This window comes from Shimazuella alba, assembly GCF_009831235.1.
Lineage (GTDB): Bacteria > Bacillota > Bacilli > Thermoactinomycetales > Thermoactinomycetaceae > Shimazuella > Shimazuella alba.
Map to the genome: position 1 here is coordinate 59,752 of NZ_WUUL01000014.1, position 24,142 is coordinate 83,893.

Annotated in this window: 23 protein-coding genes and 1 riboswitch; of the genes, 16 read left to right on the forward strand and 7 right to left on the reverse strand. The window is 37.2% G+C overall.

The features are described from left to right. Positions 1-31: 31 nt before the first annotated feature. Entirely contained in the window at positions 32-1,951 is a 1,920-nt protein-coding gene (locus tag GSM42_RS17290; protein ID WP_160802787.1) for an ankyrin repeat domain-containing protein, read from the reverse strand. 97 nt (positions 1,952-2,048) lie between these two features. On the opposite strand from GSM42_RS17290, the gene GSM42_RS17295 reads away from it, so the two are divergent. The 11 genes from GSM42_RS17295 (at position 2,049) to uvrC (ending at position 13,671) form a co-directional block, all read left to right on the forward strand. Next, positions 2,049-2,885, forward strand: a complete 837-nt coding sequence (locus tag GSM42_RS17295) for a metallophosphoesterase (RefSeq protein ID WP_160802788.1) — start codon at positions 2,049-2,051, stop codon at positions 2,883-2,885. Between the two features lie 107 nt (positions 2,886-2,992). Then, positions 2,993-3,709 carry an alpha/beta fold hydrolase gene (locus GSM42_RS17300; protein ID WP_160802790.1) on the forward strand — a complete coding sequence of 239 codons (717 nt, stop codon included), beginning with the start codon at positions 2,993-2,995 and terminating at the stop codon, positions 3,707-3,709. 124 nt (positions 3,710-3,833) lie between these two features. After that, entirely contained in the window at positions 3,834-5,588 is a 1,755-nt protein-coding gene (locus tag GSM42_RS17305) for an ABC transporter ATP-binding protein (protein ID WP_160802791.1), read from the forward strand. Position 5,589: 1 nt separating this feature from the next. Next, positions 5,590-7,410 carry an ABC transporter ATP-binding protein gene (locus tag GSM42_RS17310; RefSeq protein ID WP_160802793.1) on the forward strand — a complete coding sequence of 607 codons (1,821 nt, stop codon included), beginning with the start codon at positions 5,590-5,592 and terminating at the stop codon, positions 7,408-7,410. Between the two features lie 185 nt (positions 7,411-7,595). Beyond that, complete coding sequence (locus GSM42_RS17315; RefSeq protein ID WP_237446685.1) at positions 7,596-8,198, forward strand: TetR/AcrR family transcriptional regulator; 603 nt, start codon at positions 7,596-7,598, stop codon at positions 8,196-8,198. After that, entirely contained in the window at positions 8,195-8,974 is a 780-nt protein-coding gene (locus GSM42_RS17320) for an electron transfer flavoprotein subunit beta/FixA family protein (protein WP_160802796.1), read from the forward strand. Before GSM42_RS17315 ends, GSM42_RS17320 begins: the two co-directional genes overlap by 4 nt. 13 nt (positions 8,975-8,987) lie before the next feature. Beyond that, positions 8,988-9,971 (forward strand): electron transfer flavoprotein subunit alpha/FixB family protein, encoded by a 984-nt coding sequence (locus GSM42_RS17325; protein ID WP_160802798.1) that lies wholly within the window; start codon positions 8,988-8,990, stop codon positions 9,969-9,971. Positions 9,972-10,499: 528 nt separating this feature from the next. Continuing rightward, entirely contained in the window at positions 10,500-10,823 is a 324-nt protein-coding gene (gene trxA / locus GSM42_RS17330; protein WP_160802799.1) for a thioredoxin, read from the forward strand. A gap of 163 nt (positions 10,824-10,986) precedes the next feature. After that, complete coding sequence (gene trxA / locus GSM42_RS17335; protein WP_160802800.1) at positions 10,987-11,310, forward strand: thioredoxin; 324 nt, start codon at positions 10,987-10,989, stop codon at positions 11,308-11,310. Positions 11,311-11,418: 108 nt separating this feature from the next. After that, a complete protein-coding gene (locus tag GSM42_RS17340) occupies positions 11,419-11,841 on the forward strand; it encodes a GTP pyrophosphokinase (protein WP_160802801.1) in 423 nt (140 codons plus the stop codon). Between the two features lie 63 nt (positions 11,842-11,904). Beyond that, on the forward strand, positions 11,905-13,671 hold the full coding sequence (gene uvrC / locus GSM42_RS17345) for an excinuclease ABC subunit UvrC (RefSeq protein ID WP_160802802.1): 1,767 nt from the start codon (positions 11,905-11,907) through the stop codon (positions 13,669-13,671). Between the two features lie 59 nt (positions 13,672-13,730). Here the strand turns inward: uvrC and GSM42_RS17350 are convergent, their stop codons facing one another. Together GSM42_RS17350 and GSM42_RS17355 are read right to left on the reverse strand one after the other, a co-directional pair. Then, positions 13,731-14,141, reverse strand: a complete 411-nt coding sequence (locus GSM42_RS17350; RefSeq protein WP_160802803.1) for a MarR family winged helix-turn-helix transcriptional regulator — start codon at positions 14,139-14,141, stop codon at positions 13,731-13,733. A gap of 63 nt (positions 14,142-14,204) precedes the next feature. Then, entirely contained in the window at positions 14,205-14,600 is a 396-nt protein-coding gene (locus tag GSM42_RS17355) for a hypothetical protein (RefSeq protein WP_160802804.1), read from the reverse strand. Between the two features lie 492 nt (positions 14,601-15,092). On the opposite strand from GSM42_RS17355, the gene GSM42_RS17360 reads away from it, so the two are divergent. Continuing rightward, the gene (locus GSM42_RS17360; RefSeq protein WP_160802805.1) at positions 15,093-16,169 is read left to right on the forward strand and encodes a hypothetical protein; all 1,077 of its coding nucleotides are present in this window, start codon (positions 15,093-15,095) and stop codon (positions 16,167-16,169) included. Here GSM42_RS17360 and GSM42_RS17365 read toward each other — a convergent pair. Next, entirely contained in the window at positions 16,166-16,528 is a 363-nt protein-coding gene (locus tag GSM42_RS17365) for a hypothetical protein (RefSeq protein ID WP_160802806.1), read from the reverse strand. The genes GSM42_RS17360 and GSM42_RS17365 overlap by 4 nt on opposite strands. 1,212 nt (positions 16,529-17,740) lie before the next feature. Between GSM42_RS17365 and GSM42_RS17370 the strand changes: the two genes are divergently transcribed. Together GSM42_RS17370 and GSM42_RS17375 are read left to right on the forward strand one after the other, a co-directional pair. Next, the gene (locus GSM42_RS17370; RefSeq protein ID WP_160802807.1) at positions 17,741-18,397 is read left to right on the forward strand and encodes a TetR/AcrR family transcriptional regulator; all 657 of its coding nucleotides are present in this window, start codon (positions 17,741-17,743) and stop codon (positions 18,395-18,397) included. Positions 18,398-18,426: 29 nt separating this feature from the next. Then, on the forward strand, positions 18,427-19,920 hold the full coding sequence (locus tag GSM42_RS17375) for a phytoene desaturase family protein (RefSeq protein WP_160802808.1): 1,494 nt from the start codon (positions 18,427-18,429) through the stop codon (positions 19,918-19,920). A gap of 53 nt (positions 19,921-19,973) precedes the next feature. Here GSM42_RS17375 and GSM42_RS17380 read toward each other — a convergent pair whose 3' ends face one another. Genes GSM42_RS17380 through GSM42_RS17390 form a run of 3 tightly spaced genes read right to left on the reverse strand, consistent with a single transcriptional unit; the run spans position 19,974 to position 21,576 of the window. Beyond that, positions 19,974-20,597, reverse strand: a complete 624-nt coding sequence (locus GSM42_RS17380; protein WP_160802809.1) for an FMN-dependent NADH-azoreductase — start codon at positions 20,595-20,597, stop codon at positions 19,974-19,976. Positions 20,598-20,627: 30 nt separating this feature from the next. Continuing rightward, positions 20,628-20,939: a luciferase domain-containing protein gene (locus GSM42_RS17385; protein WP_160802810.1), complete on the reverse strand. Its 312-nt coding sequence runs from the start codon at positions 20,937-20,939 to the stop codon at positions 20,628-20,630. Between the two features lie 25 nt (positions 20,940-20,964). Beyond that, entirely contained in the window at positions 20,965-21,576 is a 612-nt protein-coding gene (locus GSM42_RS17390) for a superoxide dismutase (protein WP_160802811.1), read from the reverse strand. 264 nt (positions 21,577-21,840) lie between these two features. On the opposite strand from GSM42_RS17390, the gene GSM42_RS17395 reads away from it, so the two are divergent. Both GSM42_RS17395 and GSM42_RS17400 read left to right on the forward strand, forming a co-directional pair. Further along, positions 21,841-22,470: a helix-turn-helix transcriptional regulator gene (locus GSM42_RS17395; RefSeq protein ID WP_160802812.1), complete on the forward strand. Its 630-nt coding sequence runs from the start codon at positions 21,841-21,843 to the stop codon at positions 22,468-22,470. A 155-nt stretch (positions 22,471-22,625) separates the two neighbouring features. Continuing rightward, a riboswitch (Lysine riboswitch) is annotated at positions 22,626-22,806 on the forward strand. An 82-nt stretch (positions 22,807-22,888) separates the two neighbouring features. Continuing rightward, positions 22,889-24,121, forward strand: a complete 1,233-nt coding sequence (locus GSM42_RS17400; RefSeq protein ID WP_160802813.1) for an aspartate kinase — start codon at positions 22,889-22,891, stop codon at positions 24,119-24,121. Positions 24,122-24,142: the final 21 nt, after the last annotated feature.

The following is a 24,142-nucleotide window of genomic DNA, read 5'->3' on the forward strand; positions in this document are numbered from 1 at the left end:
TAAAAAGCCTTGTCTGAGAAAGAAAGGCTTTTTATTTTTTTTCAACAGGTGTGATTTTATTTTTATAAATCTCTTTCACTGCTTCCAAATAGTAATGTTCCACTTCGCTTAATCTGTCTATTTCTTCTTTCGTTTTTTCTGAATGATCAAACTCATGCACATAGGTTCCTAGTTTATAATGTTTGACCATGTCAAAATCTTCATCGGTCAACTCATCTTCAGACGAGAGGGGGAGCCAGTTTTCAAATAGCCTTTTTATCGTTCTACCGTATTTTTTCTCACAACGAACGTGTAGGTGATAAATCGTACTATATGCGAAACCATCATACCAACTTACCATCAAGATAAAACAGCGGGGATCTTTTGGATGGAAGATGACTTCGTAGTCAGATAAGGGAGGATGGTAGTTTTCATCCCATTCTTCGTAGATTTCCTCTTCCTCTTTTGGAAATACCTGAAAAGGTAGGGCATCAGCAGAGTAGCCGAGAATTTTCTTTAATGTTGCAAATTTCTCATGAGAATTATCTGTATTACTGTCATAAAGGCTGATTTGGATCAGATCCGTGTGATCCTGATCAAGTGCATTTTTAACAGTTTCGACTTCCGGAGCGGCTTGGAATACGGGAATCGGTAATTCTCTGTCTTGCAAATGTTGCGCAAGCAAATCGCTGATGTCTTTTTGCAAGGAGCTTATAGCGATTTCATAGGGAGAATATCCATCCGGATCAGTAGTTTGGACATCAGAGCCATACTGTAAAAAAAGTTTTACTAATTCCAAGCTTTGATATTTTATAGCTCGAATGAGTGGAGAACCATAGTATTTTAATGGTAAGTTAACATCCAAGCCAGCCTCTAATAATAGTTTACAAATAGGAATCATCTGATCGTGTTGGTAGGAACCTCTTATGGCATTATTCCATAGGTCAGCGGAACGCACAGGCACACCAATACGGATAAACTCTCTGATAACTTCCGTTTGCCCTTTTCCTATCGGCCAAACTAGAAAGTCTTTCATTTTCTCAGGATCTGTCTTTGCCCCGTATTTTATTAATAGTTGAATCGCATCCACTGATTGTGCATCTCGTAGAGGTGGATGGTAGAAATAGTGTCCTCTGACTTGTACTTCTGGATCTGCTCCATGTTGCAACAAAAGTTCCATAATTTCAAGCAAATTATTTCTGGTTGCTTCGTGGAGTAATGAATAGCGCAATTTATGATTTGGATCAGCGCCATATTCCAGAAGCAATTGAACCATTTTTGTATCTTTGCGCTTTATCGCATTTTCTAATGGTACATGTATTTCTAGATAAGGTGCACTGGGTCTAGCTCCTTTTTCTAAGAGTAGCTGAACAAGCTCCAGATCTCCTTTTTCTACTGCAATATGAAGTGGAAGCTGAAATTCAACTTGATGATCTTCGTGATTCAACAGGTTTGGATGTATTCCCATCTCAAGCAGTCTTTTGGTAGTTTCGATGTCTTTTGTATCTACTGCTTGGTAAAGTGATAGATAAGGAATAGGTGCATATTTCTTTCTCTGATCGTCTGGGATTAACAGATGTAGCAGCTTTCCTGTTCTGGCAACATGCCAAGCAGCAAGGTGCTGTTTATTGGTGATTGTTTTATCAGCACCGAAAGCTAGTAAATATTCTACTCCAGCATCATAGCCAGACAGAGCTGCAAAATGTAAGGGTGTGTTTCCGTCCTTATCCTGAACGTTAATGGGAATCCCTAGTTCGATAAGGTAATGAATTGTTTCCTTTGTCCCACTTGCAGCAGCCATATGTAATAGAGAGACCTTTGAATATGCATCGTACATAGAATCTTTATCCTGATATTCTTCTAAAAAAGCAGAGAGTTCATCTTCCATTACAAGCTTAGATAAATCGTTAAAGCGTGAATTGTCATGGCGAAAGTCATATAACAAGCCGCGTAATGGTGGAAGATTTTTCATACAGTCACATCCTATTTATGAAGAAATAAATTTATAATTATCATAGTTTATTATGAGTTTTTTTGCTGAAAAATTTAAGTTGCTAAAAGGAGTATATATGAATCGTAATTATTATCTAAATAGGCGTTCTTTTCTAAAGTGGTCTTTTATTGGAATAGCTAGTCTTATACCCTTAACTGCTGGATATAGCTATGGTATTGAGCCGAGATTATTAGAAGTGGTCGAAAGAAGAATCAGTCTCTCTCGATTATCCTCCTCCTTTCATGGGATTCGAGTTGTTGTTTTTGGAGATCTACATGCAGGTTTTCATATGGAAGAACATCATGTTAGACATGTTGTTGATAAGATAATGGCACAAAAGCCAGATTTGCTGCTTTTTACTGGAGATTTGGTAGATGATAGTCAGCAGATCATTCCTTCTATACTCCCTCATCTCAAGAAGTTGCACGCTCCCCTTGGCAAATATGCCGTATTAGGAAACCATGATTACCGTGGCGATCAAGTAGTTCTTGGTCTTCATCAAAGTGGGTTTCATGTTCTGGAAAACGCACATCATCTCATAAAAAAAGGATCAGATACATTGGTGATTGCAGGGGTAGAAGATATGTTGCAAGGGAAAGCAGATTTGTCCCAAGCATTAAATGAAGTTCCTGATGCATGTACGATTCTTTTATCGCATTGTCCAGATTTTTCCGATCAGATCGAAACAAATCAAGTCGATCTGCAAGTATCAGGTCATACCCACGGGGGACAAGTACGTTTTCCATTTATCGGTGCTTTGATAACTCCACCTGGAGGACAAAAATACATAGATGATCTTTACCAATTAGAAAAAACCAAAGTATATGTGAATAGAGGAATAGGAACCACTATTTTACCTTTTCGCTTTCACTGCCAACCACAAATATCCGTATTGCATCTTGTCCAAACTTAAACGGCACTCAAAATAAAATTTCCTCAATCTTTTGCTGGTTCCCTGACACAAGTTGTCAGGTGAATATTTCTATAATTGCAAGATAAGAAAAGGAAGAGGGATACTTGATGGAACAACGAGAGCAAACAATGGGAATAGTATTTATTCACGGAGCAGGATTGCAAAGTAACATTTGGGACAAGGTAGCAAAACAATTAAATCATCCTATTTTATCGGTTTCATTTCCAGTAGAAAACCGAAAACAGATGAGATTAAAAGACTACAAAGACTATATTCAACAAAGATTGAAATCTTGGAAAGTTGAAAAATTTGTTATTGTTGCTCATTCAATAGGAGGAATAATCGGTTTAGAATGTGCGAGTATATTTCCAGATCGCTTAGTAGGATTTGTTGCGGTAGGGGCAGCTATCCCAAGAGAAGGAGAATCGTTTCTTTCCTTATTTCCATATGCAAAATGTCTCATGATGAGGTTACTACTCCATGTTTTTGGGACAAAACCACCTGAAACAGCAATTCGAAAAGGACTTTGCAATGATCTAACTAGTGAGCAAGCGGATGAGATTGTGCATTCTTTTGTTCCAGAATCGATATATCTTTATACAGATCTACTAAGAGTCTCCGTTCCGAGCGTCGAGAAGCTGTATGTAAAACTTTCACATGATCAAGAATTTTTGCCTACATTTCAGGATCAAATGATTATTAATCTTGTTCCACAAAGGATTGAAAGCATAGACACTGGGCATCTACCTATGGTTAGTGACCCACAACAACTGAGTTTGATATTGCATGATTTTATCAAGGACATAAAAATAAGGACCATTTAAACTTAGTTATCTCATCCTCTTGGAAAAATAATAATATTTAGAATCATTCGATTTGCTAAGAGTCTCTGCATAGTATAATCTCAATAGTGGGAAAAGAGGGGTTAGAAGGAAGAAGGAGAATGCTATGGGGTCAGTACGTGCATTAGGAAAATTTCTAAAACCTTATAAAGGGATTGCTATTCTCGGTCCATTGTTTATGGTGTTGGAAGTAACGATGGATTTACTGCAGCCGACAATCATGCAGCATATCATTGACAAAGGGATAGCAAATCAAGACACGGCTTATGTTATTCGCATGGGCATTTTAATGATTGTCGTAGCACTTATCGGGTTAGCTGGTGGATTGGGCTGTATTTTTTTCTCCACCAAAACGGCTGTCCATTTTTCTGCTGATGTTCGAAAAGCAGTTCTTAGTAAAATTGTTATGTTTTCAGGAGAAAATCGAGATACATTTGGTACTGGGAAATTAATTACGATTGTTACCAATGATATTGTAACCTTGCAAACTGCACTCAACATGACATTGCGAGTGTTGGTTCGAGGCCCGCTTTTGTTTATTGGTAGCATGCTGATCGTTCTTTTTTCAGCAAATGAGCTGTCGCCAGTTTTATTTGTGGTTGTACCGATTTTGTTGATTACTGTTTTTTTTATTGCAGGTCGGTCAGGACGCATGTTCAAGAAAGTACAAGAAGCAATCGATAAAGTGAATACCAGATTACAAGAAAATTTAGCTGGCATGCGTGTCATCAAGGCTTATGTCCAGCAAAGACAAGAGATAGAACGCTTTAAGCAGGTGAATGATGAGCTGACAAAAACAAATCGATCAGCTGTCCAAGTTATTTCTATCATGATGCCAGTGATTATGCTCGTTATCAATGGTGGGATTGTCGGGACACTCTGGTTGGGGAGCTATAAAGTAGCTGACAACAGTATAGAAGTCGGGGCAATTTTGGCGTTTATCAACTATTTGATGCTGATCTTAATGGCACTGATGTCGGTGAGTATGGTATCCATTCAAATCACAAGAGCATTTCCCTCCGTTGGACGAGTTCAAGAAGTGTTACAAACAAAAATCAATATTGTAGAACCAAAAGAGAGTTACCAGCCAAAAGAAGTAAAAGGTCACATAGCATTTCGAGATGTTTCTTTTAGTTATAGTAAAAACGAAGAACAAGTATTAAAACATATCACATTTGATGCACAACCTGGTGAAAAAATAGGAATTATTGGCTCAACAGGAAGTGGGAAATCTACCCTGGTAAAACTGATCGCTCGGCTTTATGATGTGGATTCAGGAGAAATATGGATAGATGGAGTGAATATAAAGCAATACAGTCTTCAAACATTGAGGTCTTCCATTGGATTTGTCACTCAAAAAGCGACTCTCTTTTCTGATTCTATTGCAGAGAACATCCGTTATGGAAATGTGATAGCAGATGACTTAGAGATTCAAACGGCGGCAAGCGATGCTTGTGCTACTGAGTTTATTGAACGATTGGAAGAAGGCTATACATACAAACTCACACAAGATGCTACCAATTTATCGGGAGGACAGAAACAGCGATTGTCTATCGCAAGGGCTTTTGTTCGTACTGCTTCTATTTTGATTTTGGATGACTCCACTTCAGCAGTTGATGCAAAATCAGAAGAGAAAATTCAGTCTGCACTGCACAAGACTGCCAATCGAACAATTTTCCTTATCTCATCCAAAGTCTCTTCTATTATCGATGCAGATAAGATTTTGGTGTTGGAAGATGGTGAGTTAGTTGGTATGGGAACTCACACGCAATTGGTAGATGAGTGTGAAGTATACCGCGAGATTTACTTGTCACAAGGCGGGAGAATCGATTATGTAACTGAGTTGGGGAGGGAGGTTTAGGATGAGCGGAACTCATTCACGTTCTCAAATCCCTCCTCGATTAGCTTTTCGTGGTGGGAGAAATAGATTTGGAGCGCAGTTGGAGAAACCAAAAAACGCAAAAGATACAATAAAACGAATATGGATGTACTTAGGACATCAAAGTTTTGGATTAGCAGCTGCTGTTATACTTGTACTGCTCACTTCCTTACTTGGATTACTAGGTCCCTATTATATTGGAGTTATCATCGATTCGTACATCATCCCTCATGATATCGATGGTGCTTTGCGAATGATCATGCTCCTTGCAGGTATTTATCTGCTCACGATTGCACTTAGTTGGTTACAAACTTTCATCATGATCAACATCGCTCAGAAAACGATCAATCAATTGCGATACGATTTATTTATAAAGTTACAGACGTTATCATTGCGCTTTTTTGATAGCCGTCCGCATGGCGATTTGATGAGCAGAGTGACCAATGATATCGATAACCTCAATAGTGCACTTTCTCAAAGTGTTACGCAGGTACTATCATCGATAATTTCGATTGTTGGGGTAACCATTGCTATGTTTTGGCTCAACTGGATTTTGGCTATTATAACGCTATTAATTGTACCAGTTATGATTGTGTCGACGAAAAAAATATACCAATACAGTAGTAGCAGTTTTATTAAAAGACAGCGAGATATTGGAGAATTAAACGCTTTTGTAGAAGAGAAAATTCAAGGAGCAGAGATAGTAACGCTTTATGGAAAAGAAACAAAAACGATTGAAGAGTTTCATGAAATCAATGAGCGTTTGCGAAAATCTGGCAGACAAGCGGATACTTTTTCTGGATTTATCAATCCGATTATTAATTTTATCAACAACTTAGGTTTGGGATTAGTGATAGGTGCAGGCGCGCTGTTGGTTTTAAAAGGTCATATGACCGTAGGTATTATTGCTTCTTTCGTTAGCTACTCCAGACAATTTTCCAGACCCATCAGCCAGATTGCAACCTTATTAAACACGATTCAATCAGCGATTGCAGGTGGAGAAAGAGTATTTGAAATCATGGATGAAGTACCAGAAATAACAGATAAAAAAGATGCAGTCTCTGTTAAGAAGTTTAAAGGAAAAGTTAACTTTGATCATGTTTCCTTTGGCTATTCCCCTGATCAGACCATTTTAAAAGATATCCAACTGAGAGCTATGCCAGGTGAGACAGTTGCATTAGTAGGTCCTACTGGTTCAGGGAAGACAACGATCGTCAATTTGCTAACAAGATTTTATGATATTCAAACAGGTCAAATTTGCATTGATGATCAAGAAATAAAAAATTACAAAATAGACGACTTACGAAGACGCATCAGTATTGTACTGCAAGATACCTACCTTTTTTCTGGAACTATATTAGAAAATATTCGCTATGGTCGGCAAAATGCGACAGAAGAAGAAGTAATAAATGCTGCAAAAATGGCTTGGGCACATTATTTTATTAAACATCTTCCCAAACAGTATCAATCAAAGATCGTTTCTGGTGGAACCAATCTCAGTCAAGGACAAAGGCAGTTGATTGCAATAGCAAGGGCAATATTAATGGATTCAGATATCCTTATCTTAGATGAAGCTACTTCCAATATTGATACTCGTACGGAATTACATATTCAGCGTGGTCTAAAAAATTTAATGCAGGGTCGAACCAGTTTTGTGATCGCACATCGCCTTAAGACCATTGAGAATGCCGATCAGATATTGGTGATCCATCAAGGAAAGATCATTGAAGAAGGAACACATGAGAATTTGATGGAAAAACGAGGATTTTATCAAGAGCTGTATACGACACAGTTTGAGATTTAACGAAGCAGCCCGTATATTTGGGCTGTTTTATATTTTCCTTGACCACACCATGGTCATATGTCATTACGCCCGCTCCCAAAAATGAATATCCTAATTTTTTATCATTTGACAATAAAAGCATGTGTTAATAAAATTAGAATAAGAATGAACCATCATTCACTATGGGAAAGGAAGGGACGGGACAGATGGCAAAACGAACAAGTCAAAAATATGATGCCATCTTAGAAGCGTCCATACGTGTTATTGCTAAGTATGGTTATCATCGATCACAAATATCCGAGATTGCCAAAGAAGCAGGCGTTGCAGGTGGAACTATATATTTGTATTTTGAAAATAAGGAAGATTTATTGATTTCTATATTTCGTGAGAAAATAGGTCAGTTTGTAAGAAAAGCAAAGCAAAGATTGGCATTGAGTAGTTGTCCCAAAAAGCAGCTATTTCATATTATTTTGCTGCATCTTAAGTATTTAGAAGCAAATCCAGCGCTTGCTGTTGTGGTACAGATGGAACTGCGTCAGTCTGATCCTCATGTTCGTAAAGAAATCAGTAAATTGATGCAAGCATACTTGAACCTGATCGAGCATGTAATGGAACAAGGCAAGTTGTCAGGTATATTTCGAAAGAATTTAGATATTCGGTTAGCTCGAAAGATGATCTTTGGAACGTTGGATGATCTGGTAACCTCATGGGTGCTGCACCAACAAAAATACTCTTTACAAGAAATGGCGGAACCAGTTTACCAAATGTTTGTAGATGGTATTATCTGCGAAAGAGGGGAAATAGCATGAATTTTCTTGTTTGCTTAAAACAAACGTTTGATACAGAAGAAAAAATTGTTCTAAAAAACGGTGAGATAAGCGAAGAAGCAGTAGAATTTATCATCAATCCCTACGATGAGTACGCAGTGGAAGAAGCTATTCGTTTGAAAGAGCTGCATGGTGGCGAAATAACCATATTGACCATTGGTCCAGACCGCGCCGAACAAGCCTTGCGATCTGCTTTAGCAATGGGTGCAGATAAGGCGGTTTTAGTCGAAACAGAAGACTTAGAGGATGAGCTGGATGAACACAGTATTTCCCAGCTGCTCTATGCTGCAATCCAAGAACAAGAAGACAATTATGACCTGATTTTATGCGGTTATATGGCAGTAGATGATGGTTCTGCACAAGTAGGACCCAGGCTCGCACAATATCTTCAAATTCCCCATGTTTCTACGATTACCAAGATAACGATCGCTGGCAATGAAGTGTCGTTGGAAAAAGATATCGAAGGTGATGTCGAACATATTCAAACACATTTACCATTGCTTGTTACCACCCAACAAGGATTAAATGACCCCAGATATCCAACTATACCCGGTATTATGAAAGCAAAAAGAAAACCCCTCACTCGTTTTGAAATAGATGATTTATCCATTTCAGAACAATCCATCTCAGCTAAAACCGCCCAAAAAGAAGTATTTCTGCCACCCCAAAAACAAGCCGGTCAAATATTAAAAGGAAGTATCAAAGAGCAAGTGACTTCTTTAGTAGAAAAACTCCACAAAGATGCGAAAGTAATATAGGGGAGGGTGTCCAATGGGGAAAAAGGTACTTGTCTTTGCTGATCGACGTGATGGTGTTGTAAGGCAAGTTACGTATGAAAGCATCGCAGCAGCCCGTCTCATTGTTGGAGATGGAAAGGTTATTGTTGCAGTACTGGGAACAGATGGAAAAAAAGAAGTTGAATCGCTTGCTCATTATGGAGCAGATCATATCCTTCTGTTGGAGGATGGACAACTGGATACTTATATTACAGATGCTTATTTTCTCGCTTGGCAGTACGTTATTGATCAAGTTAAGCCAGATGTGATTCTTACGGGACATACCACCATTGGCAAAGATGTAGCACCACGAATTGCTGCGCATTTTGATTTTGGGCTTATTTCCGATTGTACTTCTATTAATATGGTGGGTGAGGAGATAACCTATACAAGGCCGATCTATGCAGGTAAAGCATTTGTCAAAAAAACGTTTGTATCTGGCACACAATTTTCCACCATTCGCCCCAATAATATCCCCACATTAGATCTGGATACATCTAGATCCGCTACCACAGAAGAAATAAGTGTAGAAATCAAAAAAGACCGTTTACGCACGATTGTTACCCAAGTAGTAAAAAAAGCAACTTCAGGCATCGATTTATCAGAAGCAAGAATTGTCGTTTCTGGTGGTAGAGGAGTAAAGAGTACAGAAGGATTTCAGCCGCTCCAAGAACTTGCTGATGTATTAGGGGCAGCGGTTGGAGCTTCACGAGGCGCATGTGACGCAGGTTATTGTGATTATGCCCTGCAAATTGGGCAAACGGGTAAAGTGGTAACCCCTGATCTTTATATCGCTTGCGGGATATCTGGCGCGATTCAACATGTGGCAGGGATGTCTAGTTCCAAAGTGATCGTCGCAATCAACAAAGATCCAGATGCACCTATTTTTCAGATTGCGGATTATGGAATAGTAGGGGATCTATTTGAAGTAGTTCCACTTTTGACGAAGGAATTAAAAAAGGTGATTCAAAACGGTTAAGTGCAAATGTGTAGATTGGTATATTCGATATGGGTCAGGTGGATGGGGTTTTCCCATCCACCTTTTGTCTCCTTACCGAGGGTAACCTAGGCGAGAGGCGATTTCTCTTGTAACAGCAGAATACTTCAGTGTACGCTCTTCCTGTTTATGCGGTTCCCTTAGGATAAATGCTACAAGGTTATCCATACCAATCGTCGGATCCTGAGGATTTCTTTCGAAGATATCGTAGAACTTTACGAACTCAGGAAAATTGTGCTTATTCGCGATCTCTTCAACTTCACCTCGGCTGAGTAAGAAGCAACTCTTGTGCAAAGCTAGCGTTTCCGTAATGCCACATTTCCCCTCGTTTTCGACTGTTCATTTTTTACCCCATCAGGATAGGAGATGTTTGGTGAAGTGGTCAGATGCACTTCAAAAGTAAGTATATCATACTACTCACTTTATTCGGATAACGAAATAGTTGTATTTTCTAGCAAAAGTGGTATACTAACTTATGAATTGTAAGTACTGTCCTAGGAGGAATAACAAATGGCAATTGTTGAAGTAACAGATAAAAATTTCGCTACAGATGTTGAAGGCGCAAATAGTGGCACTGTTTTGGTTGATTTTTGGGCTCCTTGGTGTGGACCTTGTAAAATTATTGGTCCTATTTTAGAAGAAGTAAATGATGAGATTGGTGATAAAGTAACAATCGCAAAACTAAACGTCGATAACAATCCAGAATCAGCTAGCAAATTTGGCGTGATGAGTATCCCAACACTGATGGTATTTCAAAATGGGGAAATGAAATCCAAATTGGTTGGTTTGCAACCAAAAGAACAACTCATTCAATGGTTAGGTGAATATATGTAAGGAGAAAAGCGCCCTATAGGGGTGCTTTTTTTATTTATTGGTGGAACAAGAGTATTCAAATAAGGGAATATTATTGTTAAATCTTTTGATTTGAAATAGTCTTTTTTTATTTAGAGTGTTATACTTGCTCATGAAATGGAAGTATTCATTGGGGGACAATAAAATGGCAATTGTAGAAGTGAGAGATGAAAGTTTTTCAACCGAGGTAGAAAATCCAAATAACCATACCGTTTTGGTGTATTTTTGGGCTGAGTGGTGTCCGCCATGTAAGGTCTTAGGTCCAATTATTAAAGAAATAAGTGAAGAACTTGGTGATCAAGTCACGATTGCCAAAGTAGATGTCGATAATAGTCCAGAATCAGCTAGTAAATTTGGCGTGATGAGTATCCCAACATTGATCGTATTTCAAAATGGTGAGATGAAATCCAAATTGGTTGGTTTACAGCCAAAAGAACAATTAGTTCAATGGATCGGAGAATATATATAGGAAAAAAGTGTCCATTTTGGACACTTTTTTTGTCAAGATAATTTATTTAAAAGAAGTATAACCTTCTTCAACCATCCCAAAACACACATAAAAGAAAGGAAAATTGTTATGCATTTACTTGAAAAAGCGATTTTGATTGCTGCACAGGCACATCAAGGACAAGTTGATAAAGGAGGAAACCCCTATATTCTTCACCCGCTCGCAGTGATGTCACATGTCGGCACATGGGAGGCAAAGATGGTAGCAGTGATGCATGATGTTTTGGAGGATACCGATGTCACACTCGAAGAATTGCAAGAGAAAGGGTTTCCTGTGGAAGTATTGGACGCTTTGATGTCTGTCACAAGGCAGGAAGGAGAAACGTATGTTGCCTTTATCGATCGAATTGCCAAAAATAAACTGGCTACGGAAGTCAAATTAGCCGATTTGAAAGAGAATATGAATTTAGACCGCATCCCAAACCCTAACAACACAGACAAAGAGAGATTGGCAAAGTATCAACGAGCATACCGAAAATTAAAAAATCAATGACTACTTGGAGCAGCTTGCACAAGTGTCGTACAATAGGAAGGAGAATATATAGAGGAGAAGCAGATGATAAAAGAGAAATTAAGTCTATTGCCAAATAAACCTGGATGTTATTTGATGAAAAATAACCAAGGTGAAATTATATACGTTGGAAAAGCAAAAAATCTCCGAAATCGAGTACGTTCTTATTTTTCAGGTTCTCATGATGCGAAAACGACTCGGCTTGTTATGGATATCGTCGACTTTGAATATATTGTCACTTCTAGTGATTTAGAAGCACTTATTTTAGAATCCAATCTAATTAAAAAACATCATCCTCATTATAATATCATGCTAAAAGATGACAAATCTTATCCTTATATCCAGTTGACCAAAGAAGTGCATCCGCGATTGCTCGTTACACGAAAATTAATCAAAGACGGGTCTAAATATTTTGGACCGTACCCAAATGCAGGAGCAGCACAACAAACGAAAAAATTACTCGATCGCCTTTTTCCCTTGCGGAAATGTACCACATTACCGAAACGAGTTTGTCTCTACTACCATTTGGGACAATGTCTTGCTCCTTGTGAATACGAAGTTTCTGCAAAACAGTACGAAGAATTAACGCAAAAGATCACACGCTTCTTAGGTGGAAATCATCCTGAGTTAAAAAAAGAACTCAGTCAACAAATGCATGAAGCTGCTGAATCACTGGAGTTTGAAAAAGCCAAAGAATTACGGGATCTCATTACAGATATTGATACATTGATGGAGAAACAACATGTTTCTCTTTCTGATCAAGTGGATCGTGATGTGTTTGGGTATTATGTAGAAAAAGGCTATATGTGTGTACAAGTTTTCTTTGTTCGACAAGGGAAATTATTGGAACGCAATGTAACGATTTCTCCGCACTTTCAAGAACCAGAAGAAGATTTTCTCAGTTTTGTAGGACAATTTTATTATGATACTCCAACACTTCCAAAAGAGATTGTTTTACCACAAGGAATAGATGAGTCTCTTGTCACAGGTCTTATACCAGAGGGGAAGATTATTATTCCTCAAAGGGGAACCAAACGTAAGCTTGTGGAAATGGCAACAGAAAATGCACGTGTTGCACTTACCGAGCGACTTCGTTTGATGGAGCGAGATGAGAGTAAAACGACACTTTCTCTTACACAACTAGCTGATGCGATTGGGATGGATATTCCCAAAAGGATTGAAGCATTTGATAACTCCAACATCCAAGGAGCCGATCCAGTTTCAGCAATGGTTGTATTTGTTGATGGAAAACCAGCTAAAAAAGAATATCGTAAATACAAAGTTCGCACTGTAGCAGGCCCTGATGATTATGAAACGATGCGAGAAGTGGTTCGTCGGCGTTATACACGAGTATTAAAAGATGACCTACCACTACCTGATTTAATTCTCATTGATGGAGGAAAAGGTCAGCTCACAGCAGCGTTGGATGTGTTGGAAAATGAATTAGGTCTTGCGATCCCTGTTGGTGGTATGGCAAAAAATGAGAAGCACCAAACTTCAACACTTCTAATGGGAGAACCACCTACGGAGATCCCATTGAAACGCGGAACCGATGGGTTTTATCTGCTGCAACGCATACAAGACGAAGTTCACCGCTTCGCCTTATCCTTCCATCGACAAACTCGAAGCAAAAGCTTTCTTCAATCCGCACTTGACGATATTCCAGGTGTCGGAGAAAAACGTAAACAGCAACTATATCGTCATTTTGGATCTATGGATAAAATCCAAGCTGCTAGTGTAGAGGAATTACAAAAAGCAGGAATACCTGAGAAGTTAGCCGAAAGTATACAGGCCCATCTCAATGGCAATTAAAATGTAAGTTCTCACGTAATAATAGCCCCGGTGTAGAGCCGGGGCATTTTTATGTATAGTTATTCATTCATATCGTTTTCTTCGTGTAGCTCCTTTTTATTTTCTATGATTTGTTTCATGACTTGTAAGGAGATCTCAAAATCTTCTCTTGAAATGTTTGTAAATAGCTTTTTGCGTGTTTCATGAATCTCATTAAAAATGGTAGTTTTTGCAGCTTCCCCCTTTTTGGTTAGTTTCAGAGTATCAGTCTGTTCTTCATATGAATTATTTTTATCTATCCAACCTTTGTTTTCCAATAAATCAAGCAATTCATTTATATTTGTTTTGTCATCTAAAGGCATAGAATTAAGCACTTGCCAATGATCTACTGTTAGTTGGTGTTTTTTTAATACTGGTTCCATAATATCTAAAAGTGTCTGTGCTACTTTTTTAGTCCAATAACCAAATGGTGGATTTTCTTCCCTAATCATTTCTATTTCTCCTTTGTTTCGTTTTCATTTGTATTGTTTAATAGTGTTGAAGGGTGTAAAGACTCAATTTCTAAAATAAAAGTAAAACAAAAAACCTCCAACGATTCCCACACAAATCGCTACACAGACCATACTGAGAACCCCCATTACAGGAAAAGGTAAAAGCAAAATCAATATAAAGCTTCCAATCACCCATATAGTACAAACAATAGCAAATAGTAAAATAAAGATTTTTTGTAATCGAATTCTACTTGCTGCCCAAAAACTAAAAGATGCAGGGATGATTGATCCTATCCCAATTAGGCGAATCATCATTGTGTTGGTTATTCCTGTTATTTCTCCAGTAAAATTTGCGAAAAAAATAAGCACCAAAGCAAATACTCCTGTGCCTACAGCATCAAAAAGGAATACTTTTCGTAAAAGAGGAGTCATCACTATTTGTTTTTTATGCAGTTCCATTTTCAGAACTCCTTTCGAAATAGGTTCATTACAATCTCTATTTTTCGTAAATTTTCCTGCAATGCCCATACATTTCACTGCAAAACAATGCAATATGTAAAAAAACTTTTTAAAATAAAGTGATTGAGAATGAAGGTTATTTGAGGCGGAGACAATCATGCAAGATTGTGATAACATTGCCTCTGTTCATCCTGTGAATAAGAAAAGAGGAGATTTATTATAGAATTTGCATTGTTTCTATTCTATGGTCTATTACTCTGGTTCGGTATTTTTATCATCCAACGAGATATAAAAAATCCAATTTTATTACTTATTGGTTTGAGCTTAGTTTTTTCATCGTTCTATTATGGAGTAGAGATCCTCTCAAGCTATTCTTCCAAATCTAAAATAGTTGTTATGATCATTCGCGATTTTTGTTTCCATGTTTCCTTATTGTTCTTGGCTGGTGCTATATTCTTTTCTTTTCCTACAACGGTTAAGCAGTCAAGACGCTTGAAAATATGGGGATATGTACTGTTACCATTTTTCATTATTGCAAATGTGACATTATTTTATTTTCAACAACACTATTATTTGTATCATCGTGTATTTCATGGAGTTGCTTTGAGTATTTTGCTCGTCACTCTTGCTTTTGCGGTTAAAAGTGCGTGGAAAAAATGGAATAGTTGGAATATATTGCTATTCTTTTTGTTTTTTATTTATATAGGAAGTCATATTTGGGTACTCATTGGTTCCCCTCATAACCTTATTTTTATGATAAACAGCATAGGTCTATTTGGGATTGTCTTTATTATGTTTGTGACAGAGATCAAGGAACAAGGAGAGCTGTGGTTTCCTAGTTTTCTTTATTCAATGGATTATACATTTCTCATCACATTTGTCATAACTGGACAAGTGGTACTTGTAATCTGGATAGGTTCCAGTTTTGTATTTGAAACAATTAGCCTTATACTGCTGAGCATTTTGATTTCCATTCTTGTACAAGCGTCTTTCCGATACATTCAAACAGGTTTTGAGTATTTTGTCTTTGTAGCATTTCCTCAAATCCGACAAGAACGAGTACGTGTCCGCACTACAGAGAGTATCAAAATGGTTGTAAATGAAAAAAATCATCCTGAACAGATGGATGAGGAGGAATTATATCATTATACACGACGTGCTTTTAGTCATTTTGGTGATCTAAAGCGTTTGTCTTCTAATCCATTAACCCAATTAAAAATAATCGACCAACGATTACATAACACAGAAAAATCCAAAGATGTTCTAGAACGGGCAAAGGAATTGAAATTAATTTTATTAGAGTGTGTGCAACAATTGAAACCACAACAGGATCAAAAGTTTGGCACAACTCATGAATGGAGATATTATAATTCGCTTTATTTTCCTTATATCATCGGGATCAAGCCATATAGTTTGAGATACTCTGGTCGTGATCTTAGTGAAGATGCGAAATCAGCACTGGAATGGTTTCGAACGAGTGTACCAGAACGGACTTTTTATCATTGGACAAATACAGCTACTCGTTTAATAGCTACTCGTTTAAGAGATAAGCTTTCGAAAATTGACTAATTTATTTTGAAGTAGTTACATTTGCATTTGTTGCTTTGTTTCCATTTAAAGATTCCATCAATCGACCAAAACAATCCACCATACAAATTAACTAATATCCATCCTAGAGAATCTAAGAAAATAAGCATACTACTACCTAAATGAATCAGAAAAGAAAGAGATAAATAATACAAAAGTGGCAGCTTTTTTGTTAAGTAATCAAAAAGGATAGAGATAGGAACAAGGATAATACCAGCAAGCGATAGGATGGCACCACTAGTAAATACATTAATGGAGAAAACCCCACCCCAATAGAAAAAAATAAAAATAAAAATAATAGCTACTTGTATCAACCATGTGTAAACTTTTGATTTAATCACCTGCACACCTCTTTCATTTAATGATAATATGTATCACTATTTCCATCTATGATCAATGAGGTGAAAACTCATTATGAAAATAATATGATTTCTTTCCTTTCTCATTTCAGCTCGTTCTTTGAACAATCAAAATCAAAAAGTAAGATAGAGATGGATGTGCAAAAATAGAGATATGAGTCAAAGCTGTAATACTCTCACTTGTGCATGAAATTCTTATAAAAATAAGATTATGTTAAATCACAAAATTACGAGAGATAAAAGTCTTATGGTATAATTTCGGGGTTTGAATATCTGCATAATTTTATGGAGGAGGGGGTTGAGATGTTTTCTGAGACCAAGGCATTTCGATTAGATTATAAACCCCTTGTATAGGAATGAATTTGGCGAGGGTTATTCTTGCTTTTTCAAACATTATACATATCTTTCTAGTAAAGATAAACCGATAACTTTTGGTGATAAAAGAACCATGTCTCTTTTTTCCAAAACGAGAATTTTAAAAACAGATTTTCTCCATCAAATGAATGGGATAAGACCTGCAAAGTGTGAAGGATTCTCTCCAACTAAGATTGCTTTTTATTATGATGATCACTTGCATGAATTAGTCCAGACCTTTTCAACTGAATATTAATAAAGATAAATAGATCCTTATAATAAGCTTATAAAAAATATGATCTATTTTTCCTATCTACTTGTATAGATTTTGATTACATATGTATTCATATTATCATTCTATCGCTTTCTACAATTTTTAAATTCGATTCAAGTGAAAACAACAATCATGAATATAGTGGAATCTTATTTCACGCCTCTTGGGAAAAAAGGAGTTTTAATGGATCGAATGTGTTCATTAAAATAATGAAATATAAAATCATTCTAATGGTTAGCATTGATTAGTGACAAGTATTTACTAGATTAGAAGGGATGCTTCTTATCTTTCGTTTCTTTTTATTAGATTTAGTTAACCGAAAGTACAAGGGTATAGAAGGAATATAAATTTTTTTGATAATTATTAGAAATATTCTAACTGGGAAAATATTTTAGGATATATTCATTTATAACATGGCGATTTTATTTTGCAATAAATTTAGGAACAAAATAACTAATTTTAGTGCTTATAATTATACTCAAATGAAGAAGTGTACTTATGAACCTTAAACAATAGCGTTTGCCACACTATCAGCTATGAACTATAATTAATATTATTAAGATTTTATGTGCAAAGGAGGGATTCTTATTATTCCTCAAACGAGTTCAAAACGTCCACCAGGTAGACCAAAGCGAACAAAAAATAGTGATTTAAAAGATACAGAAAAACTTATTTTATATCATGCAGGTTGCTTGTTTACGAAAAGCGGCTATGCTGCTGTTTCGATTAGTTCGATAACAAATGAGGTCGGGATAACCAAACCTACTTTGTATCATTATTTTCCGGATAAAGAACATTTATATGCTGCTGTTCTATGCGAGCGTTTAGGGAGAGTAAGTAAAGAGATAATCAAGAATATAGAGAGCGATGCGAGTATTCGGGAAATACTATTTACATTAGCATACGGCTTTTTTAAATATGCATCCATGTGTATGACCTCTCTGATGAGAGACGTAGACGAACATTTATCTGATAACCTGGTCGAAACAGTATACCGTGCATATGATCAATACATCATCGAACCTCATCGACAATTGTTGCGAACAGGGATGACGAAAGGAGAATTGCAAGATCAGTTAGATCATGTTGATCTACTTACGGACGTATGGCTAGGATTACTCGACTCTTTATCCCGTCAAGCTTTTGAAAAAAAACAGGACGAAGCAGCTTTAACACAGCTTAGTTTGACAGTAGTGTCTGTGTTTCTTGATGGAGTTGCGTAAAGAATACATCTTACGTGAGGGGGAACGAGATGGCTAGAGGTGTGGTGATTGGTGGCGGAATATCAGGTTTGGTTTCAGCTGCCATCTTATCTGCCCATGGACATGACGTGGTTTTACTGGAGAAGCAGCCGACCCTTGGAGGGAAACTGCAAGAAGTGAAAATAGATGGCTATCATTTTGATTTTGAACCATCTATGATTACGATGCCTTGGATATTTGAACGAGTTTTTCGGGAAGCAGGAAAGACTATAGATCCGATGCTTCGATTTATTCCTCTGGCAGTGAACAGCCGGAATTTTTTTGAAAGTGGTACGGTGATAGATCTTACATCTGATCCAGATTATATGATTGAACAATTACATGCTTTTTCACCTGAAAACAGACAGGGATTTATTGATTACTTAAACGAGTCCGCTCGATTGTATCAAATAGCGGATGAAAACTTTTTTGAAAATGCAGCTATAAATCGATCTGAACTCCTTTCATTCCAATGGATGAAAACGTTTCTGTCTGTTTATCCATTTTTAACAATGGATGCCTTTCATAGGCGTTTTTTTGATGATCCACGTTTACTTGCAATGATGAATCGATATGCCACATATGTGGGTTCGTCCCCATATCGTGCACCTGCCGCACTCGGTTTTTTTGCTTATTTAGAATTAGTACAAGGAGTTTATTATGTAGAAGGTGGAAATTATCGATTGATTGAAGCATTTGAACGGTTAGCAATGGATTTGAACGTTCACATTTTCCATAATACTCCAGCAGAACAAATTATTGTGAAATCGGATAATTTATTCGAAGTGAAAACAGAAAAATATTTATGGGATTGTGATTTTGTTATCTCAAGTGTAGATATAGCAACATTTCGTGGATTGATGGAAACAGAAACAAAGAAGTCCAAACCTACGAACCAACAGAGTTCATCTGGTTTTCTTTGTTTATTAGGAATAGACGAAAAGTATAAGCATCTGCATCATCATAATTATTTTTATCCGCTTGATTACAGTCGTGAATATGTGGATATTTTTGAACAGGGTGAATGGTCGTTATCCCCTACCTTACATGTTTCCTATTCTGGATTTTCGGAGTCTACTAGGGCACCAAAAGGTAGTAATCTTGCAATCCATGTCAATGTACCATCTTATGATTCAAATAATCGATTACATCAAGAAGATTACTATGAGTCATACCGAGATTTTATAGTTCACTGGTTAGAGACAAAATTAGGGCTTGCGAATTTAGGGAAATCGATCGTCACTGAAAAATGTTATGGACCAAAAGAACTTGAAGCATTGATCGGAACGAAACACACGGTGATTGATCGGGTGAATGCTAGCAGTTTCTTTCAACCAAATATCAAAGATAAGCGAGTAGACGGACTTTACTACACCGATAGCAGTACCCATATTGGTGGCGGTATTGCTATGTCTGTTATTAATGCGCTGAATACAGTACAGGTTGTGGAAGAAGATTTAGCGAGAAAAGAGAAAAAAGTTTGGTTAACAGGTATGGAATATTAATAGATAAAAAGAACAAAAGCAGGTTGCATAAAGCGAACCTGCTTTGTGTCTGTTTAGAAATTTTTTGCTGCGTTTACTGCTTGTTCAATACCATTTTGGATGATTTCCTCACGTCGATCTGGGTATTGATTATGTCCTTCGATAATGACTGTAGTGATATCTGTAACTCCAAAGAGAGCCAAATTCACAAGCGCCAAATTAACTCCCATTTCTTTTGAGTTTCGTTCCCCAGAGTAGTCGCCGCCTCTAGCGTTTAAAATCGCTACTTTTTTATCTGGGACTAATCCAATAGGACCTTGAGGTGTATATCGGAATGTTTTTCCAACACGGTTAAGATAATCAAAATAAGTGTGCAAAACACCTGGGAAGGTTTGATTCCACAAAGGGAAAGCAAAGACGACTTTGTCAGCTTCTAAAAATTGGTTTAAATATTTGTCAGCTGTCTCTACAACTGTCTGTTCTTCTGGTGTTAGTTCATGACCTTGGCTGGATTTGAAAATACCTGTTATCATCACATTGTCCATGTAAGGTAAGTGGTCTTGAAACAAATCCAATTCGATTATTTCTTCATCCAAATGATTCTCTCGATAACTCTGTAAAAAAGCTTCATACAGTTTTACAGTGGTGGATTGTTCGCTTGGGCGATTATTTGCTTTTATAAACAGAACTTTTGACATGATGATTTCCTCCAAAAGATGTTTTTTATTTTATTGCAGTTTATTTTTCCATCTCTCATATTGCATCTGAAATAGTGTCAGTAGTTGAGGAATGTCTTCTTCGCCTTTGATGTAAAAACTGACCCAACCAGAGTCTGGGAGTACGTGATGCGGTTTCACGACTTCTGCTGCAACTAGTTCATCTCGGGTTTTTTTCGGAAAAGGTAGATCAGCTAGTTTCTCTCCATGAATATGTCCCAGTTCTTTCGATTGATATCGAAATTCAGTCCCTCCAAAGCGATGTGTATGAACACTTACTCCTTCTAGGGAAAGTAATTCACGTTTTAGCGTTTCGAGAATCATTTGACTAACCACCTTTTACGAGATATTATCCTTGCAATTTTTTGAACTTTTCGTTTACTATATCCCAGTTAATGACTTGGAAAAATGCAGCTGCATAATCTGGTCTTTTGTTTTGATAACGAAGATAGTAGGCATGTTCCCATACATCTAAACCTAGTATTACTTGTTTTCCAGCCATCAGTGGATTGTCTTGATTGGGTGTATGTACGATCTCCAGATGATCCCTGTCAGTTACCAACCAAACCCATCCAGAACCAAATCGAGCAAGAGCAGCTTTGGTAAATTCATTTTGAAAACCTTCGAAATTAGCAAACTGAGCATCTATTGCATTTGCTACTTCGCCGATTGGTTGATTGGAACCACCAGGGGTTAGAATTTCCCAAAACAATGAATGGTTGTAATGACCACCGCCATTGTTTCGTACGGGTGTTTGGATAGAACTTGGAAGAGTTTCTAAGTTTTGCAACAAATATTCCAAGGAAGCATCAGCTAGTTCTGTATGGTTTGCAATCGCTTCATTTAGTTTATCTACATATGTTTGATGATGTCTTCCATGATGAATTTGCATCGTTTCTTTATCAATATAAGGTTCTAGAGCATCAGGTGAAAAGGGTAAAGCTGGTAGTGTAAAAGTCATTGAAAATCGCTCCTTTTATATTATACTTTTTAAACTATAAAGTATAAAAAGTTGTATATGGATATTTAACACTAAAGTATTTGAAAAGGCAATAGCTTTTGAAAAAAATTTTTTGGGAGTTCGTTGGTCATAAATTAGTTTGTATGGTATGTTGATGCAGATAAATTTTTCTGAAATAAATTGGGACTGTATATATTTTATACTATATGGTATAAAAACTATATAGGTTATTTTGCGAAGGAAGCGGGTGATGAGATGTTACAGATGAATCCAACCACAAAACAGCTACTAGAGTATTTAAAAAAACATGATCAAGTTTGTGTAAATGCTTTATGTGATGAATTACAGATTACACATATGGCAGTTCGAAAACATTTAAATAAATTAGAGAAAGACAACCTTATCTCGGCTAATCAGGTGAAACAAGCAATGGGTAGACCGGTTACGCTCTATCAGTTAACAGAGAAAGGGAAAGATTTATTTCCAAAAAAATATGACACGATGACAGTGGAAATGTTGGAAGATCTGGAGGCCTTAGATGGCAGAGAAAAGGTAGATCTATTATTTGAAAGACGAGAAGAGCGTTTACGCCAAAAATATGGGAAAAGAATAAAAGAAAAAGAGACCTTTCAAGAGCGAGTAAAGGAACTACAGGACATTCAGATTAACAATGGGTATATGGTAGAAACCAAAGAAATGAACGATCAAGAAATCGAGTTCATTGAATACAATTGCCCTATCTTTCAGGTTGCAAACAAATACAAAAAAGCTTGCGACTGCGAATTGTCATTGTTTAAAGAGTTGTTGGGTGCTAACTCTATTGAACGTACAGCTTGTATGTCGGATGGCGATCATCGTTGTCGATATGTTATGAAAAACAGTGACAGTACCTAATTTTTTTAAAAGAAGAAAAGGTTATTTTGGTCGGTGTATGTTAATATATATATGAAATGCAAAATATTTGTTGATGATTATAGGGATTACTGTTTGAAAAAGAGATTGTCATTCTAGTAATAAATATGCTAGAATAAGTAAAATTTCACATTTACCTGTGTAGTAGAGGTTGCGGTAAAGAAAAGTACTCATCAGGAGGATTGGGGTCCTGTGATAGATGGGGAAAGGCTTTCATCGCCGAAGCCAGTCATTCGCCCATACGAATGATTGACTGGGGTCGTTGTCAAATAGATGCGACACTGTCACAAGCTTAGCTTGTGGAGTACTATCTCACAGAGAGAAGTCGCTTTTAGACGACAGCTTGTGTTTCTCTCTGCTGTGGTCTTTTTATTTTGCAAAAAAAGGGAGAGACATACTGTTGAATATTATCGTAATGAAGTTTGGTGGAACTTCTGTAGGAAGTACAGAGAGAATTCAAGAAGTCGCCAAGAGAGTAGAAGAGAAAGTAAAAGCAGGATACAAATGTGTAGTGGTACTTTCCGCAATGGGTAAAACTACAGATCACTTAGTGAACTTAGTCAAAGAGCTAAACCACCAACCTTCGCCACGAGAACTTGATATGTTACTAACAACTGGAGAACAAATCAGTATTGCGCTATTGAGCGTTGCACTTCATAAACTGGATCTAGAAGCACGCTCATTTACTGGATGGCAAGCAGGAATTGTAACAGATGAAGTACATGGGAAAGCTGCTGTGCATCAAGTGAAAACAGAAAAATTATTCGATTCCTTAGAAAAAGGGGAAGTAGCGGTTGTTGCTGGATTTCAAGGCGTAACAGATGCAGGTGAGATTACAACTTTAGGAAGAGGTGGATCAGACACCACTGCTGTAACACTAGCTGCTGCTTTAGATGCGGAATACTGTGAGATCTATACTGATGTTACAGGTGTCTATACCGCCGATCCAAGGTTTATCGATCAAGCACAAAAAATAGATGAGATTTCTTATGAGGAAATGCTAGAGCTAGCACGTTTAGGTGCAGGAGTATTACATCCCCGTTCAGTGGAGTGTGCTCTCACACACAAAGTAAAACTAGTTGTTCGTTCCAGTTTTGAAAGAGAACCGGGGACATGGATAAAGGAGAAAGATGAGATGGAAGAAACTTTGCAAGTAAGAGGTATTGCCCACGATATGGATGTAGCAAGAGTAAAACTACTTGGTCTGCCAAATCAATCCGATATCTTAGCTAAATTATTTACAACACTTGCCGATGCTCATATAAACGTAGATATTATTGTGCAAAGTGAGCATCAATCCGATCAAATTAGTGTCGCATTTAGTATTTCAGAAGCAGAAGGACAAGCAGTACAAAAAGTGTTACGTGAAAAGCAGTCAGTACTTGGTTTTCAAGAAATGTTGTTTGAAGGTGGGCTAGCAAAGGTTTCTGCTGTAGGTGTTGGTATGATGACCCGCCCTGGGGTAGCAGCGAACATGTTTGCATGTCTTAGTGAAGCAAATATTCCTGTTAAAATGGTATCTACGTCCGAGATTAAATTATCTTGTGTGATTGATCGAGATAAAGCGATCGAAGCCGCAAACAGTCTTCACCGTTATTTTGGACTCGGCGCAGATTCCAAAGTCTCCATTTGACAACTCCACACGGCTAAAGCC

Excerpts from the sequence above, each read along its gene's own strand:
- GSM42_RS17370 (WP_160802807.1), top strand. The coding sequence starts at position 17,741 with ATGTGCAAAGGAGGGATTCTTATTATTCCTCAAACGAGTTCAAAACGT.
- trxA (WP_160802799.1), top strand. The coding sequence starts at position 10,500 with ATGGCAATTGTTGAAGTAACAGATAAAAATTTCGCTACAGATGTTGAA.
- GSM42_RS17350 (WP_160802803.1), bottom strand. The coding sequence starts at position 14,141 with ATGATTAGGGAAGAAAATCCACCATTTGGTTATTGGACTAAAAAAGTA.
- GSM42_RS17290 (WP_160802787.1), bottom strand. The coding sequence starts at position 1,951 with ATGAAAAATCTTCCACCATTACGCGGCTTGTTATATGACTTTCGCCAT.
- uvrC (WP_160802802.1), top strand. The coding sequence starts at position 11,905 with ATGATAAAAGAGAAATTAAGTCTATTGCCAAATAAACCTGGATGTTAT.
- GSM42_RS17375 (WP_160802808.1), top strand. The coding sequence starts at position 18,427 with ATGGCTAGAGGTGTGGTGATTGGTGGCGGAATATCAGGTTTGGTTTCA.
- GSM42_RS17305 (WP_160802791.1), top strand. The coding sequence starts at position 3,834 with ATGGGGTCAGTACGTGCATTAGGAAAATTTCTAAAACCTTATAAAGGG.
- GSM42_RS17325 (WP_160802798.1), top strand. The coding sequence starts at position 8,988 with ATGGGGAAAAAGGTACTTGTCTTTGCTGATCGACGTGATGGTGTTGTA.
- GSM42_RS17390 (WP_160802811.1), bottom strand. The coding sequence starts at position 21,576 with ATGACTTTTACACTACCAGCTTTACCCTTTTCACCTGATGCTCTAGAA.
- trxA (WP_160802800.1), top strand. The coding sequence starts at position 10,987 with ATGGCAATTGTAGAAGTGAGAGATGAAAGTTTTTCAACCGAGGTAGAA.
- GSM42_RS17300 (WP_160802790.1), top strand. The coding sequence starts at position 2,993 with ATGGAACAACGAGAGCAAACAATGGGAATAGTATTTATTCACGGAGCA.
- GSM42_RS17355 (WP_160802804.1), bottom strand. The coding sequence starts at position 14,600 with ATGGAACTGCATAAAAAACAAATAGTGATGACTCCTCTTTTACGAAAA.
- GSM42_RS17340 (WP_160802801.1), top strand. The coding sequence starts at position 11,419 with ATGCATTTACTTGAAAAAGCGATTTTGATTGCTGCACAGGCACATCAA.
- GSM42_RS17320 (WP_160802796.1), top strand. The coding sequence starts at position 8,195 with ATGAATTTTCTTGTTTGCTTAAAACAAACGTTTGATACAGAAGAAAAA.
- GSM42_RS17385 (WP_160802810.1), bottom strand. The coding sequence starts at position 20,939 with ATGATTCTCGAAACGCTAAAACGTGAATTACTTTCCCTAGAAGGAGTA.
- GSM42_RS17315 (WP_237446685.1), top strand. The coding sequence starts at position 7,596 with ATGGCAAAACGAACAAGTCAAAAATATGATGCCATCTTAGAAGCGTCC.
- GSM42_RS17295 (WP_160802788.1), top strand. The coding sequence starts at position 2,049 with ATGAATCGTAATTATTATCTAAATAGGCGTTCTTTTCTAAAGTGGTCT.
- GSM42_RS17395 (WP_160802812.1), top strand. The coding sequence starts at position 21,841 with ATGAATCCAACCACAAAACAGCTACTAGAGTATTTAAAAAAACATGAT.
- GSM42_RS17310 (WP_160802793.1), top strand. The coding sequence starts at position 5,590 with ATGAGCGGAACTCATTCACGTTCTCAAATCCCTCCTCGATTAGCTTTT.
- GSM42_RS17380 (WP_160802809.1), bottom strand. The coding sequence starts at position 20,597 with ATGTCAAAAGTTCTGTTTATAAAAGCAAATAATCGCCCAAGCGAACAA.